Origin of the sequence: Franconibacter helveticus LMG 23732 (genome assembly GCF_000463115.2) — a bacterium.
Classification (GTDB): Bacteria; Pseudomonadota; Gammaproteobacteria; order Enterobacterales; family Enterobacteriaceae; genus Franconibacter; species Franconibacter helveticus.
The window spans coordinates 23,162-35,787 of sequence record NZ_AWFX01000042.1; the positions used below are offsets into that span (position 1 = coordinate 23,162).

General features: G+C 57.7%; 13 protein-coding genes. 8 read left to right on the forward strand and 5 right to left on the reverse strand.

All coding sequences use genetic code 11. From position 1 onward, the window contains the following. The first annotated feature begins 11 nt into the window (after nucleotides 1-11). The 3 genes from cspE to dbpA all read left to right on the forward strand — a co-directional run bounded on the left by cspE (nucleotide 12) and on the right by dbpA (nucleotide 1,994). Nucleotides 12-224 carry a transcription antiterminator/RNA stability regulator CspE gene (gene cspE, locus DW56_RS10465; protein ID WP_024552886.1) on the forward strand — a complete coding sequence of 71 codons (213 nt, stop codon included), beginning with the start codon at nucleotides 12-14 and terminating at the stop codon, nucleotides 222-224. A 16-nt stretch (nucleotides 225-240) separates the two neighbouring features. After that, nucleotides 241-423 (forward strand): cold shock small protein YmcF, encoded by a 183-nt coding sequence (gene ymcF / locus DW56_RS21685; RefSeq protein ID WP_071789761.1) that lies wholly within the window; start codon nucleotides 241-243, stop codon nucleotides 421-423. Nucleotides 424-614: 191 nt separating this feature from the next. Then, nucleotides 615-1,994 carry an ATP-dependent RNA helicase DbpA gene (gene dbpA / locus DW56_RS10470; RefSeq protein ID WP_024552885.1) on the forward strand — a complete coding sequence of 460 codons (1,380 nt, stop codon included), beginning with the start codon at nucleotides 615-617 and terminating at the stop codon, nucleotides 1,992-1,994. 42 nt (nucleotides 1,995-2,036) lie between these two features. Here the strand turns inward: dbpA and nifJ are convergent, their stop codons facing one another. Both nifJ and fumD read right to left on the reverse strand, forming a co-directional pair. Then, complete coding sequence (gene nifJ, locus DW56_RS10475; RefSeq protein WP_024552884.1) at nucleotides 2,037-5,567, reverse strand: pyruvate:ferredoxin (flavodoxin) oxidoreductase; 3,531 nt, start codon at nucleotides 5,565-5,567, stop codon at nucleotides 2,037-2,039. A gap of 180 nt (nucleotides 5,568-5,747) precedes the next feature. Then, nucleotides 5,748-5,963 carry a fumarate hydratase FumD gene (fumD, locus tag DW56_RS10480; RefSeq protein WP_024552883.1) on the reverse strand — a complete coding sequence of 72 codons (216 nt, stop codon included), beginning with the start codon at nucleotides 5,961-5,963 and terminating at the stop codon, nucleotides 5,748-5,750. A gap of 280 nt (nucleotides 5,964-6,243) precedes the next feature. Between fumD and DW56_RS10485 the strand changes: the two genes are divergently transcribed. Beyond that, nucleotides 6,244-6,510, forward strand: coding sequence for a putative hemolysin (locus DW56_RS10485; protein ID WP_024561947.1), 267 nt, complete (start codon nucleotides 6,244-6,246; stop codon nucleotides 6,508-6,510). Here DW56_RS10485 and hslJ read toward each other — a convergent pair whose 3' ends face one another. Both hslJ and DW56_RS10495 read right to left on the reverse strand, forming a co-directional pair. Beyond that, the gene (gene hslJ / locus DW56_RS10490) at nucleotides 6,511-6,936 is read right to left on the reverse strand and encodes a heat shock protein HslJ (protein WP_024553232.1); all 426 of its coding nucleotides are present in this window, start codon (nucleotides 6,934-6,936) and stop codon (nucleotides 6,511-6,513) included. It abuts the gene before it with no gap. Between the two features lie 86 nt (nucleotides 6,937-7,022). Then, a complete protein-coding gene (locus DW56_RS10495) occupies nucleotides 7,023-8,012 on the reverse strand; it encodes a 2-hydroxyacid dehydrogenase (RefSeq protein ID WP_024553231.1) in 990 nt (329 codons plus the stop codon). Nucleotides 8,013-8,224: 212 nt separating this feature from the next. Between DW56_RS10495 and DW56_RS10500 the strand changes: the two genes are divergently transcribed. The 4 genes from DW56_RS10500 to DW56_RS10515 all read left to right on the forward strand — a co-directional run bounded on the left by DW56_RS10500 (nucleotide 8,225) and on the right by DW56_RS10515 (nucleotide 11,781). Beyond that, on the forward strand, nucleotides 8,225-10,867 hold the full coding sequence (locus DW56_RS10500; protein ID WP_024553230.1) for a YdbH family protein: 2,643 nt from the start codon (nucleotides 8,225-8,227) through the stop codon (nucleotides 10,865-10,867). Continuing rightward, nucleotides 10,864-11,049 carry a YnbE family lipoprotein gene (locus DW56_RS10505; RefSeq protein WP_024553229.1) on the forward strand — a complete coding sequence of 62 codons (186 nt, stop codon included), beginning with the start codon at nucleotides 10,864-10,866 and terminating at the stop codon, nucleotides 11,047-11,049. Before DW56_RS10500 ends, DW56_RS10505 begins: the two co-directional genes overlap by 4 nt. Before the next feature lie 9 nt (nucleotides 11,050-11,058). Continuing rightward, nucleotides 11,059-11,379 (forward strand): YdbL family probable chaperone protein, encoded by a 321-nt coding sequence (locus tag DW56_RS10510; protein WP_024553228.1) that lies wholly within the window; start codon nucleotides 11,059-11,061, stop codon nucleotides 11,377-11,379. Between the two features lie 72 nt (nucleotides 11,380-11,451). Beyond that, complete coding sequence (locus DW56_RS10515) at nucleotides 11,452-11,781, forward strand: hypothetical protein (RefSeq protein WP_024553227.1); 330 nt, start codon at nucleotides 11,452-11,454, stop codon at nucleotides 11,779-11,781. A gap of 49 nt (nucleotides 11,782-11,830) precedes the next feature. On the opposite strand, the gene azoR is transcribed toward DW56_RS10515, so the two are convergent. Beyond that, nucleotides 11,831-12,436, reverse strand: a complete 606-nt coding sequence (gene azoR / locus DW56_RS10520) for an FMN-dependent NADH-azoreductase (protein WP_024553226.1) — start codon at nucleotides 12,434-12,436, stop codon at nucleotides 11,831-11,833. Nucleotides 12,437-12,626: the final 190 nt, after the last annotated feature.

Sequence of the window (12,626 nt, forward strand, 5' to 3'; positions counted from 1 at the left end):
AAGGTAAAATTATGTCTGCTAAAATGACTGGTATCGTTAAATGGTTCAACTCTGAGAAAGGCTTTGGCTTTATTTCTCCGGTTGACGGCAGCAAAGACGTTTTCGTGCATTTTTCTGCAATTCAGAGCGACGCATTCCGTACGCTGGAAGAAGGCCAGAAAGTAGAGTTCACTGTTGAACAAGGCCAGAAAGGCCCGGCAGCAGCGAACGTGGTAGCTCTCTAAGGACGCTACTGTAGTTATGCATTTTAAATGTCCATGCTGCCAGGGATCGCAGTACCGGACGTCGCATTTTGACGTAACGGAAAAGAACCCGTACGGCGCCAAATGTATTTTTTGCAAATCGAATATGCAGGTGAGCATGCAGCCCACGGAATATAAGCGTACTGCAATAATGCAAAACGGTTATCGCGCTGCGCTGTAACGTATCGGCCCGGAAATAAACGCTGCGTTTATTTTCCCGAAATAACGAAACGGCCGCCTGTAATAAAACCCGCCTTGTGCGGGTTTTTTGCGTTTATACGCAACCGACAACCACCACACCACATTCAACGCGCAAAGGGCGACGCTTTATGCGAGGATACGCGCTTTACGCTTTTTGATGAGCAGAGAATCATGACCCAGGCTTCGTTTTCCACCCTTAACGCACTCACCCCCGACCAGCTTAGCAACCTTGACGCGCTGGGCTACCACACCATGACGCCAGTACAGGCGGCCTCGCTGCCCGCCATGCTTGCCGGCAGCGACGTGCGGGCGCAGGCGAAAACAGGGAGCGGCAAAACGGCCGCTTTCGGCCTGGGCGTGCTGGCGCGGCTTGATGCCTCGCGTTTTTGCACCCAGTCTTTGATTCTTTGCCCCACGCGCGAACTGGCGGACCAGGTGGCGAATGCGCTGCGTCGCCTGGCGCGTCATTTGCCGAACGTAAAAGTGCTGACGGTGTGCGGCGGCCAGCCGTTCAACATTCAGCGCGATTCGCTCGCCCATGCGCCGCATATTATTGTCGCCACGCCCGGTCGCCTGCTGGAGCATCTCTCCAGAGGCACCGTCAAGCTGGATGACCTCCAGACCCTGGTGCTGGATGAGGCGGACCGTATGCTCGATATGGGCTTTAGCGATGACATTGATGAAATCATTCGCTTCAGCCCGCAAAACCGCCAGACACTGCTTTTCTCCGCAACGTGGCCGCAAGCCATTGCCGCCGTAAGCGAGCGCGTGCAGCGTAACCCGGTGACAGTGGACATCGACAGCGTGGACGAGCTGCCCGCCGTTGAGCAGCTCTTTTTTGACGTGGCGGGGCGCGAGAAAATCGCCCTGCTGCAAACGCTGCTGAGCGAACGCCAGCCTGCGTCCTGCGTAATTTTCTGCAATACGCGTAAAGCCTGCCAGGATGTCTGCGACGCGCTCAACGCCAGCCAGCAGAGCGCGCTGGCGCTGCATGGCGACATGGAGCAGCGCGACCGCGATCAGACGCTGGTTCGCTTCGCCAACGGCAGCAGCCGGGTGCTGGTAGCGACCGATGTCGCCGCGCGCGGTCTGGATATCAAAGCGCTGGAGATGGTCATCAACTATGAACTCGCCTGGGAACCACAGGTGCACGTTCACCGCATCGGCCGTACCGCCCGCGCAGGGGAGCAGGGGCTGGCGGTCAGCTTCTGCGCGCCGGAAGAAATGCAACGGGCAAACGCGCTGGCGGATATGCTTAAACTTGATATCGACTGGCAGACGCCGCCATCCCGCCGGGCGGTGAAGCCGCTGGAAGCGGAAATGGCGACACTGTGCATCGACGGCGGTAAAAAAGCGAAAATGCGTCCGGGCGACGTGCTCGGCGCGCTGACCGGCGATGTCGGCTTAAGCGCTGAAGACATCGGCAAGATTGATGTGTATCCGGTACATGTCTACGTGGCGGTAAAACACGCTGTCGCCCGCAAAGCGTATAAAGCGCTGCAACAGGGCAAAATCAAAGGCAAAACCTGCCGGGTGCGCCTTTTCAGCTAAGGTTCCCGCTTATAAAAAAGGCCGCTTGCGCGGCCTTTTTGCTTACTCGGTATTGGTTTTTTCCGCCTTGCCCGCCATCTGCGCCAGGAAGTCGTAGCGTTTTTGCAGGTCGGCGGCGGCATCTTTCCACAGTTGCTCCGCCACCTCCGGCTGCTGCGCGTTCAGGCGACGAAAACGTTGCTCGGTAAGCAGCGTTTGCGCGAGCGCGTCGGAAGGCGGCCGTGAATCGAGCGCCAGCGGCAGTTTGCCTTCGTCGGCGCGGCGCGGGTCGAAGCGATAAAGCGGCCAGAAGCCGGTCGCCGTCAGCTGGCGCATCTGGTCATGGCTGAGCGCCAGGTCGTAGCCGTGTTCCTCACAGGGGCTGTAGGCGATGATAAGCGAAGGGCCAGGGTAGGCTTCCGCCTCCTGAATGGCTTTTACCGTCTGGTTAAGCTGTGCGCCAAGCGAAATTTGCGCCACATAAACATGGCCGTACATCATCATGCTGACGCCCAGGTCCTTACGCGCCTTGCGCTTGCCGTGTTCGCCGAATTTAGTAACGGCGCCGAGCGGCGTCGCCTTCGACGCCTGGCCGCCGGTGTTTGAATAACACTGGGTATCCAGCACCAGAATGTTGACGTTTTCGGTCAGGCTCATCACATGGTCAAGTCCGCCGAAACCAATATCGTAGGCCCAGCCGTCGCCGCCGATAAGCCAGACAGATTTCTCAACCAGCGCGTCCGCATCGGTCATGAGCTGTCTGGCGTCGGCATCCTCAACGTTCGCCAGCTGTTGACGTAAAGCGGCGACCTGTTCGCGGCGTACCTCCGGCGAAGCGTGCGCGCGCAACTGTTCATTAAGCTCCGGCGTAAGCTTATCGGCGAACTTGTCGAGCAGGCGCATGACCCGCGCTTTGTGCTGGTCCACCGTCAGGCGAAAGCCCAGACCAAATTCCGCGTTATCCTCAAACAGCGAGTTCGCCCATGCCGGGCCGCGGCCATTGGCATCTGTGGTGTAAGGCGTGGAGGGCAGGTTGCCGCCATAGATAGAAGAGCAGCCGGTGGCGTTCGCAATCAGCAGCCGGTCGCCGTAAAGCTGGGTAAGCAGCTTGATATAAGGCGTTTCGCCGCAGCCCGAACAGGCGCCGGAGTACTCAAACAGCGGGGTAATCAATTGCGACGTGCGGATATCAATCCGCTCAAGGGAAGTGCGATCGATTTCCGGCAGGCTGAGGAAGAAGTCATAATTCACTTTCTCTTCTTCCACATGCTCAAGGCGCGACATCATATTGATGGCCTTGATATCCGGATCCTGGCGATCTTTCGCCGGGCAAACCTCAACGCAGAGGTTGCAGCCAGTGCAGTCTTCAGGCGCAACCTGCAAAACATACTTCTGGCCGCGCATATCGCGGGATTTCACATCCAGCGAATCGAGCGTCGCCGGGGCATCGGCCATCGCTTCGGGCTGAACCACTTTGGCGCGAATGGCTGAATGGGGGCAGGCGGCGACGCAGTGGTTACACTGGGTGCAAAGCTCCGGCTTCCAGATGGGGATCGCTTCGGCGATATTACGTTTTTCCCACCGGGTGGTGCCGAGCGGCCAGGTGCCGTCCTGCGGCAATGCAGAGACGGGCAGCGCGTCGCCAAGGCCCGCCAGCATGGCGGCGGTAACGGTTTTAACGAAATCGGGCGCGGCGTCGGAAACCACCGGCGGGCGCAGCGGGCTGCGTTCGTCCACCGCCTCGCGCGTGACTTCGAACAGCGATTCGCGGGCCAGCGCCAGCGCCTGCCAGTTTCGCTCGACCAGCTCCTGGCCTTTGCTGCTGTAGCTTTTGGCGATAGCCGACTGCAACGCCTGCAACGCGCTGTCGCCCGGCAGGATCTGCGTTAAATGGAAGAAGGCCATCTGCATTACGGTGTTGATGCGTGCGCCAAGGCCGCACTCGCGGGCGATTTTCGCCGCGTTAACCACATACACTTTCGCTTGCTTGTGGTTAAGCACCGCCTGAACTTCCTGCGGCAGCCTGTGCCAGACTTCATCCGCGCCGTAAGGGGTGTTGATAAGAAAAATACCGCCCGGCTTCAGCCGCTCGGCCATCTGGTATTTGTCGATAAACTGAAGCTGGTGGCAGCCGACAAAATCAGCCTGGCTGACGAGATAAGCGGAATTGATCGGCCGTTCGCTGACGCGCAGATGCGAAACCGTCAGGCCGCCCGCTTTTTTCGAGTCATAGACAAAATAACCCTGCGCGTACCACGGCGTGGCGTTGCCGATAATCTTGATATTGTTTTTGGTAGCGGAGACGCTGCCGTCACTGCCGAGGCCGTAAAACAGCGCCTCCAGCCGGGCATGAGAGGGCAGGGTATTTTCCGGCAGCGGCAGCGAAAGGTGGGTAACGTCATCATAAATACCCACCGTGAAGCGCGGCTTAGGCTGCGGCGCTTTCAGCTCGGTAAATACCGCCAGCACGCAATCGGGACCGAATTCTTTGGATGAAAGGCCATAACGTCCGCCGATGACGCGCGGCAGGGTTTCACGTTCGCCGTGATTAAACGCTTCGGCAAGGGCGGTCATCACGTCCAGATAAAGCGGCTCGGCATGCGCGCCTGGCTCTTTGGTGCGGTCAAGCACCGCAATCCGTCTGGCGCTTTCAGGTAACGCGTTAAGAAGATGCCTGGCGCTGAACGGACGATAAAGACGCACTTTCAGCACGCCCACTTTTTCGCCGCGGCTTAGCAGTTCGTCCACCACTTCTTCACAGGTGCCGATAGCGGAACCCATGACCACAATGACCCGTTCCGCCTGTGGATGGCCGTAATACTCAAACGGACGATACTGGCGGCCTGTGGCCTGCGCGAAGTCATTCATCGCCGTTTCGACATGGTCATAGACCGCGTTATACCAGGGGTTTGTCGCTTCGCGGGACTGAAAGTAAGTATCGGGGTTAGCCGAGGTGCCGCGAATGACCGGGTGCTCCGGGTTCAGCGCGCGGGCGCGATGGGCGTCTATCTCCGCCTGCGGCATCAGGCTGCGAATGGTCTCATCCGCCAGCGGCACGATTTTGTTGATTTCGTGCGAGGTGCGAAAGCCGTCGAAAAAATGGATAAAGGGTACGCGGCTTTTCAGCGTGGCGATGTGGGAGATAAGCGCAAAGTCCTGCGCTTCCTGCACGCTGCTGGCGCAGAGCATCGCGCATCCGGTCTGGCGTACCGCCATCACGTCGGAATGGTCGCCAAATATCGACAAGGCGTGCGTGGCGACGGTGCGCGCCGCCACATGCAGCACGAAGGGCGTCAGCTGACCCGCGAGCTTATAAAGCGTCGGGATCATCAGCAGCAAGCCCTGCGAAGAGGTAAACGAGGTAGAAAGGGCGCCGGTTTGCAGCGCGCCATGCACCGTGGCTATCGCCCCGGCTTCGGACTGCATTTCCACCACGCGCGGCGTGTCGCCCCAGACATTCTTTAATCCGTTGCCGGCCCAGGCATCCGCCTGTTCCGCCATGGTTGAGCTGGGTGTGATGGGATAGATAGCGATAACTTCGCTGGTGCGAAACGCGACGGAAGCGACCGCGCCATTGCCGTCAATAGTGATCATAAGTGACCCTTACATTGCGCAAAATTGCAAAATTGAGGGGATGCGCGCTGGCTCTGCGCATCCTGTAGTAATCTTTCAATTTTAGCAAAGCGCCGCGCGGGCCATTTTCGCTTTTGTGTACTGAGCCGGTAAGTAAATCAAAAAAGAGGGCAGGTAGCGCAAAGAACCGCCGCTGCCGGTTTACACTTCATACCCTAAAGCGCGGATCACCGCCTCCATCGCCTCTTTGGTTAACTCAGAACGCTTTATTTTCTGGTTTGCTAACGCCGTACGCACCACGCCCGCGATAACCACATGCTTAGGCTCCTGGCCGAGGTCGCGCATCTCCAGCACCACTTTGCCCACCACCCGGCACATTTCCTGATAGAGTTCTTCGTCTTTGCGTATCTTATCCATATCCGCCTCGTTTTATGGGGGTTTACAGGCAGCATAGCACTGACGCCGGCGAAAGCTAAGCCGCTAAAAACAGGCGCGTTGTTGCCTTCCGTGCGGCAATAAAAAAACCGCAACGCGCCTCACGCCAGCGCCAGCGAGCCTTATGGCGCGAAGCGGCAGGAAATTTACTTATACAAAAAAATGTGCTTTTGCGTTTAAAAGCGGCAAATCGAGGCTCGACGCTGGCGGCAAAGGTGGCCTATGATGCTTGAGTTTTTTGGGTCATTAAAAGGGGAGAACCATGCGTGCAGCGTTTTTAGTGGGATGTGCCGCGTTAGTTTTATCGGCATGCAGCAGCGAACCAGAACAACAGGCGACGGCGGCGCATGTATCGCCTGGCCTGCGCGCGGCGATGTCAGATTCCGGGCAGGCCAACTGCGCTATGGTGGGCGGTTCGCTTTCTGTCGCGCGACAGCTTGATGGTTCGGCTATCGGCATGTGCGCGCTGCCCAACGGTAAACGCTGTAGCGAAAGCGCGCTGGCGACAGGCAGCTGCGGCAATTACTGATTAATTGACCAGATCCGCCAGTTTGTAAGTCAGGGTGTGCTGGCTGGTTTTCAGCTCCAGCGTTTTCTGTGACTGGCTGACTTTGGCGCCCTGCGTCAGCATCTCGCCAATCAGGTTATCCAGCTCGTTAAGGCGTGGCTCGGTGCAGAGCATCCGTGTTGAAGCCATGCCTTTCACCTTCAGCACATCGCCATGCAGTTCGCCCTGGCCCATAAAGCGGTTGCACATGCTGCCCGAAACATGCAGGTTTTCGCCAAAGCTGATTTCCGGCATGCGGGTCGACGCATCCAGCGGCGCGCCATCTACCGTCGAAAGCACGTAGCGGTGATGAACCAGCTGCTGCGCGGTAAGTTTTGCTTTATGGCCTGGGGTTGAGCAACCCGCGAGCGTGACAGCAGCCAGTGCCAGCGCAAAGTATTTTTTCATAATCGCCTCCCTGATATTCATATCATCAATGATTCGCGCCAGTATGCCTGCCCTCTGACGCGAAACCATCGGACTGAGCTTAAAAGTTAAAACAGCGCGTTCGGGCAGGTTTCGCCTTTTTCCAGCTGACGCAGGTTTTCCAGCGTGGTTTGCGAAATACTGATAAGCGCTTCTTCGGTTAAAAAAGCCTGATGGCCGGTAAACAATACGTTGTGACAGGCAGACAAGCGGCGGAATACGTCGTCCTGAATCACATCGTTAGACTTATCTTCAAAGAAGAGGTCGCGTTCGTTTTCATACACATCCATACCCAGCGCGCCGATTTTCTGCATTTTCAGCGCTTCGATAGCCGCCTGGGAATCAATCAGCCCGCCGCGGCTGGTGTTGATGATCATCACCCCGTCTTTCATTTTTTCAAACGCAGTGCGGTTGAGCAGGTGATAGTTATCTTTAGTCAGCGGGCAGTGCAGAGAGATAACATCGGACTGGGAGAACAGCGTATCGACATCGACATACTCTACGCCAAGCTCCAGCGCCGCCGCGCTCGGGAAGGGGTCAGACGCCAGCAGGCGCATGCCGAAGCCTTTCAGAATGCGCAGCGCCGCCACGCCAATCTTCCCGGTGCCGATAACCCCGGCCGTTTTGCCATACATCGTAAAGCCGGTCAGCCCTTCAAGGGAAAAGTTGGCGTCGCGGGTACGCTGATAGGCGCGATGAATACGGCGGTTAAGACACATCATCATGCCGACAGCATGCTCGGCGACCGCTTCAGGTGAATAAGCCGGCACGCGCACCACTTTCATACCCAGCTCTTTTGCTGCATCCAGATCGACATTATTAAAGCCTGCGCAGCGCAGAGCGATGAATTTCACGCCATGCTTTTGAAGCTCCTCCAGCACCGGACGGCTGCCGTCATCATTAACGAAAATACACACGCCTTCGCAACCGTGGGCGGTTTTGGCGGTTCTTTCCGTTAAAAGGAAGTCAAAAAATTCAAGATCAAAGCCAAACTCTTCGTTAACATGCTGCAAATACTTTTTATCGTATTGCTTTGTGCTGTATACGGCCAGTTTCATAAGACTTTCTCCAGTGTTGAACTGCATTCACGGTAGCATAGCTAAAATAATCTTACAAAGTTTAAAAAATAATTAATATTTCAGCTGGTTATGTATAATTTTAGGCCAATAACCTGGCTAAGCGGCGGTCTGCTTCACCTGGAGCGGCTAAACTGACACAATGTGGCGCTCTGGCGCATAATTTTATCAAAGAATCAGGATATTAACGGCCCATGAAGGGTAAATACAGAGCGGTTATCGCCTTCGCGCTTCTGCTACTTTTGTTGCCACTGACGCTGGTTTTCACGGTGGGATACTGGCTGCCCTGGTTTGCCGGCATCTGGCTGCCGCAGGGCACGCGCATTGCGCTGGAGCAGCGGCCGCGCCTTTCCCGCCACGCCGTTATCCTTCCCGATTTACGCTACCTTGCTGGCGACTGTGAGCTGGCGAAGATAAAAAACGCGACGCTTACCCATCCGAGCCGCTGGCGGCTTGATGTCGACGCGCTCACCATTAACCCCGCCTGTTTCAGCACGCTTCCTGCTGAAAATGAAAACCCCGCCGCGCCGCGCACCCTTGCCGAATGGCAGAGCATGCTGCCGATGAGCTGGGTCACCATCAAAAAGCTCACGCTGACGCCCTGGGCGCAGTACGCCGGCGCGCTGGAGGCGAGCCTTACGCCGCAGGCACAGCGCCTGCGTTTTTCCGGCGAGCAAATTGAAACAGAAGCGCAGCTGCAAGGACAAACACTGCGCATAACAAAGCTTAATCTGAAAGTGGCGGATACGCTGGCGCCAGTGACGCTGGCGGGCGATTTTACTTTGCCGCTGGTGCCGGACGGCCTGCCAACGCAGGGGCATACCGTCGCCCGGCTCACGTTACCCTTTGCGCCGGGCGAGGCGCAGGCAGAGCTGGCGTGGCAGGATAATCGCGGCCAATTGTTGATAAGCGCGGCAGGCGACCCGGACCCGCTGCTGGATCTCCCCTGGACGCTCACGTCGCAAACTTTCATGCTGAGCGACGGGCGCTGGCGCTGGCCTTATCAGGGCTTTCCGCTAAGCGGCAGGGTGGCTCTAAAGGCGGAAAACTGGCGCGCGGGGCTTGAGCGCGCGCAAATAAGCGGCAGGGTTAACGTGGTGACGGAAGGCGCCGCGGGCAAAGGCAACGCGGTAATGACCTTTGGTCCGGGGCGTTTAAGCATGACGCAAAGCGACATGCCGCTGCGCATCAACGGCGAAGCGAAGCAGGACGCCATGGTCTTTTACGCGATGCTGCCTGCGCAACTCAGCGGGCCGCTGCTCGCGCCGCAGTTACGTTTTCAGCCCGGCGCGCTGCTGCGCTCGCGCGGAAGGGTTATCGACTCGCTGAACATTGACGAAATTCGCTGGCCGCTGGCGGGCGTTAAGCTCACGCCGCAAGGTGTGGACGGCCGCTTGCAGGCTATTCTGCGGGCGCATGAACAGACGATGGGGGAGATGACGCTGCATATGGACGGCCGTGCGGAAAATTTCCTCCCGGATGCCGGGCTGTGGCGCTGGCGCTACTGGGGCGACGGCAGCTTTATTCCTATGCAGGCGCGCTGGAAGGTGGCCGGGCGGGGCGAATGGCGCGACAGCGCGATTGAACTGACTGAGCTTGCCACCGGCTTTGATAAGCTTCAGTACGGCGCGATGTCAATGAGCCAGCCGCGTTTGCGCCTCACGTCGCCGGTGCGCTGGGAGCGCGACGCCATCGCCCCGGATTTCCGCGGCGCCCTGCAACTTGACGCCGATAAAACCACCTTCAGCGGCGGCAGCGTTCTGCCGCCTTCCACGCTCGTCTTCAGCGTGAAAGGGCGCGACCCGACCGCTTTCCAGTTCAAAGGCGACCTGCGCGCGCAGGCCATCGGCCCGGTGCGGGTGAATGGCCGCTGGGACGGCGAGCGCCTGCGCGGGCAAGCCTGGTGGCCAGCGCAGCCGCTGGCGGTGTTTCAGCCGCTCATTCCTGCCGACTGGAAAATGGCGCTGCGCGACGGCCAGTTTTACGCCCAGGTCGCTTTTTCCGCCGCAGCGGAGCAAGGGTTTGAAGCGGGAGGCCACGGGGTGGTGAAAAATGGCAGCGCCTGGACTACCGATAACAAAATTAACGACGTTGATTTCGTGCTGCCTTTTCGTTACAGCAACGCCGTCTGGCAGCTTGGGACGCGCGGGCCGGTGCGGCTGCGCATTGGCGAAATAGAAAGCCAGGTCACGGCGCGCAACGTCAGCGCCAGTTTGCAGGGCAATTATCCCTGGAGCGAGGCGCAGCCGCTGATGTTAAGCAACGTCAGCGTTGAAATGCTGGGCGGGCAGATTTCGTTGCAACAGCTGCGCATGCCGCAGCACGACGCGGCCCTGCTGCGCCTTCATAACTTGTCCGCCAGTGAATTTATCACCGCGACCAACGTTAAGCAGGTGGCGCTTTCCGGCGCGGTTAACGGCGCGCTGCCGCTGTGGCTGGAAAACCCGCAGTGGATAATCAAAGACGGCTGGCTGACCAACCCCGGTCCGCTCACGCTGCGTCTGGATAAAGAGATGGCTGACGCCATGGCGAAAGATAACGTGGCGGCGGGCGCGGCGATAAACTGGCTGCGCTATATGGAAATCTCGCGCTCGTGGACGAGGTTAACGCTGGATAATCTTGGCCAGTTAACGATGAGCGCAGAGCTTCAGGGAACCAGCCGCATAGACGGTAAAAGCAACACGGTACGGCTTAATTACCATCATCAGGAAAACCTTTTCACTCTGTGGCGCAGCTTACGTTTCGGCGACAACCTACAGACCTGGCTTGAACAGCACGCGCAGCTTCCCGGCGCGCCGTGCAAATCCGGGAACGCAGTTTGCGAGGAAGAAAAATGAAAATAATGATACTGGCGCTGCTGCCCGCGGCGTGCTTAACCGGCTGTACGCCGCGCATTGAGGTGGCGGCGCCAAAAGAGCCTATTACCATCAACATGAATGTTAAAATTGAACATGAGATCCACATAAAAGTGGATAAAGATGTCGAAGCGCTGCTGAAAGCGCGCAGCGATCTCTTCTGAGGAGGCGATATGGCATATAAATCGGCACTTTTGCTGGCGCTGCTGCTTATTGCTTCGCCTTCCTTCGCCCTGACGCTTGACGAAGCGCGACAACAGGGACGGGTAGGCGAAACGCTGAGCGGCTATCTCGCCCCCGTCTCGCAGGACAGCGAAACGCTGGCGCTGGTAAAACACATTAACGCCGCCCGGGCCGAAAGTTATCAGCAACTGGCGGATCGCAATCACCTGTCGGCCGATGACGTCGCGAAAATGGCGGGCGAGAAGCTGGTGGCCCGCGCCCGGCCGGGGGAGTACGTGCGCGGCCTTAACGGCCAGTGGTTAAGAAAATAACGCTTACCCCGCAGGAGTAACAGACGCCGCAGGGCAACTGTGTCAGGCTCAAGGCAGAGAGAGGAGAACATCATGGCAACGAAAACTTATACCCTGTCGCTTAACGGCGAAGCCGCGAACGATACCGCCTCGCTGGCCCGGCTGCTGCGCGAAAACGCGGCGCTGTTCAACGCGTTCGTGATGTCTGAATACCCGGACGATATGCGCTATGCGTATCAGCCTGAAACGTTTGAAGTCACGTCGATAAATGCGCGCAGTTTCACCTTTCGCTGCCTGATCCACTATTTCGAACCCTGCTGCGATCGCAACATGCAGGATCCGCACAGCTATACCGTGCCTTATGAGATCCGCGAAAATACGCTGATTTTTACGCTGGATGAGACGCCCTGGACAGTGGCGTAACGGCGGGATAAAAAAACCGCCCCGGGCGGGGCGGTCTGACAAGCTTTGCTTATGCAGCGACCAGGCTGTCGATAGCGCTTTTCGCATCGCTCTGCGCTTTTGCCGCCACTTCCGGGCCATAGGCCACGCCTTCGGCGAAGACAAAGTTCACATCGGTAATGCCGATAAAGCCCAGGAAGAGTTTCAGGTACGGCACTACGAGGTCAGTCGGCGTGTCTTTATGAATACCGCCGCGGCTGGTGAGGATCACCGCACGTTTGCCGGTCACCAGACCTTCCGGGCCGTTTTCGGTATAGCGGAACGTTACGCCGGCGCGGGCAACCAGATCAAAATAGTTTTTCAGCTGCGTCGGGATGTTGAAATTGTACATCGGCGCCGCAATAACAATCACATCATGCGCTTTCAGTTCAGCGATCAGTTCGTCAGAAAGCGCCAGCGCTTCCTGCTGACGCGGGGAGAGCGCCGCATCGCTCGGGCGCATTGCGCCTACCAGTTCGCCATCCAGCACCGGAACAGGATTGGACGCCAGGTCACGAACCGTGATGTCGTCCGCGCCATGCTTTTCGCGCCACTGCTCAACAAAATAGTCGGAAAGCTGGTTGGACTGGGAGTAACCTGCCAGAATGCTGGACTTCAGAACGAGTACTTTGCTCATGGGTAGTTCCTTTTGATTTGGTTGTCAGGGCCGTTGCCCCCGTTGCTTATCGACAACTCTATTCACAAACCGATTGCAGTGATAGCGCAATATATCGAAGCCTATGTTCGAAATTATTGAACAAGGCGCGAGGAAAAGCGGTGTGGTACTCTACGCTTAATGAACTCTATTGATTTGACAGGCCGTGCAC

Excerpts from the sequence above, each read along its gene's own strand:
- hslJ (WP_024553232.1), bottom strand. The coding sequence starts at position 6,936 with ATGAAAAAATACTTTGCGCTGGCACTGGCTGCTGTCACGCTCGCGGGT.
- DW56_RS10510 (WP_024553228.1), top strand. The coding sequence starts at position 11,059 with ATGGCATATAAATCGGCACTTTTGCTGGCGCTGCTGCTTATTGCTTCG.
- DW56_RS10485 (WP_024561947.1), top strand. The coding sequence starts at position 6,244 with ATGCGTGCAGCGTTTTTAGTGGGATGTGCCGCGTTAGTTTTATCGGCA.
- cspE (WP_024552886.1), top strand. The coding sequence starts at position 12 with ATGTCTGCTAAAATGACTGGTATCGTTAAATGGTTCAACTCTGAGAAA.
- fumD (WP_024552883.1), bottom strand. The coding sequence starts at position 5,963 with ATGGATAAGATACGCAAAGACGAAGAACTCTATCAGGAAATGTGCCGG.
- nifJ (WP_024552884.1), bottom strand. The coding sequence starts at position 5,567 with ATGATCACTATTGACGGCAATGGCGCGGTCGCTTCCGTCGCGTTTCGC.
- DW56_RS10505 (WP_024553229.1), top strand. The coding sequence starts at position 10,864 with ATGAAAATAATGATACTGGCGCTGCTGCCCGCGGCGTGCTTAACCGGC.
- ymcF (WP_071789761.1), top strand. The coding sequence starts at position 241 with ATGCATTTTAAATGTCCATGCTGCCAGGGATCGCAGTACCGGACGTCG.
- DW56_RS10500 (WP_024553230.1), top strand. The coding sequence starts at position 8,225 with ATGAAGGGTAAATACAGAGCGGTTATCGCCTTCGCGCTTCTGCTACTT.
- azoR (WP_024553226.1), bottom strand. The coding sequence starts at position 12,436 with ATGAGCAAAGTACTCGTTCTGAAGTCCAGCATTCTGGCAGGTTACTCC.
- DW56_RS10515 (WP_024553227.1), top strand. The coding sequence starts at position 11,452 with ATGGCAACGAAAACTTATACCCTGTCGCTTAACGGCGAAGCCGCGAAC.
- DW56_RS10495 (WP_024553231.1), bottom strand. The coding sequence starts at position 8,012 with ATGAAACTGGCCGTATACAGCACAAAGCAATACGATAAAAAGTATTTG.
- dbpA (WP_024552885.1), top strand. The coding sequence starts at position 615 with ATGACCCAGGCTTCGTTTTCCACCCTTAACGCACTCACCCCCGACCAG.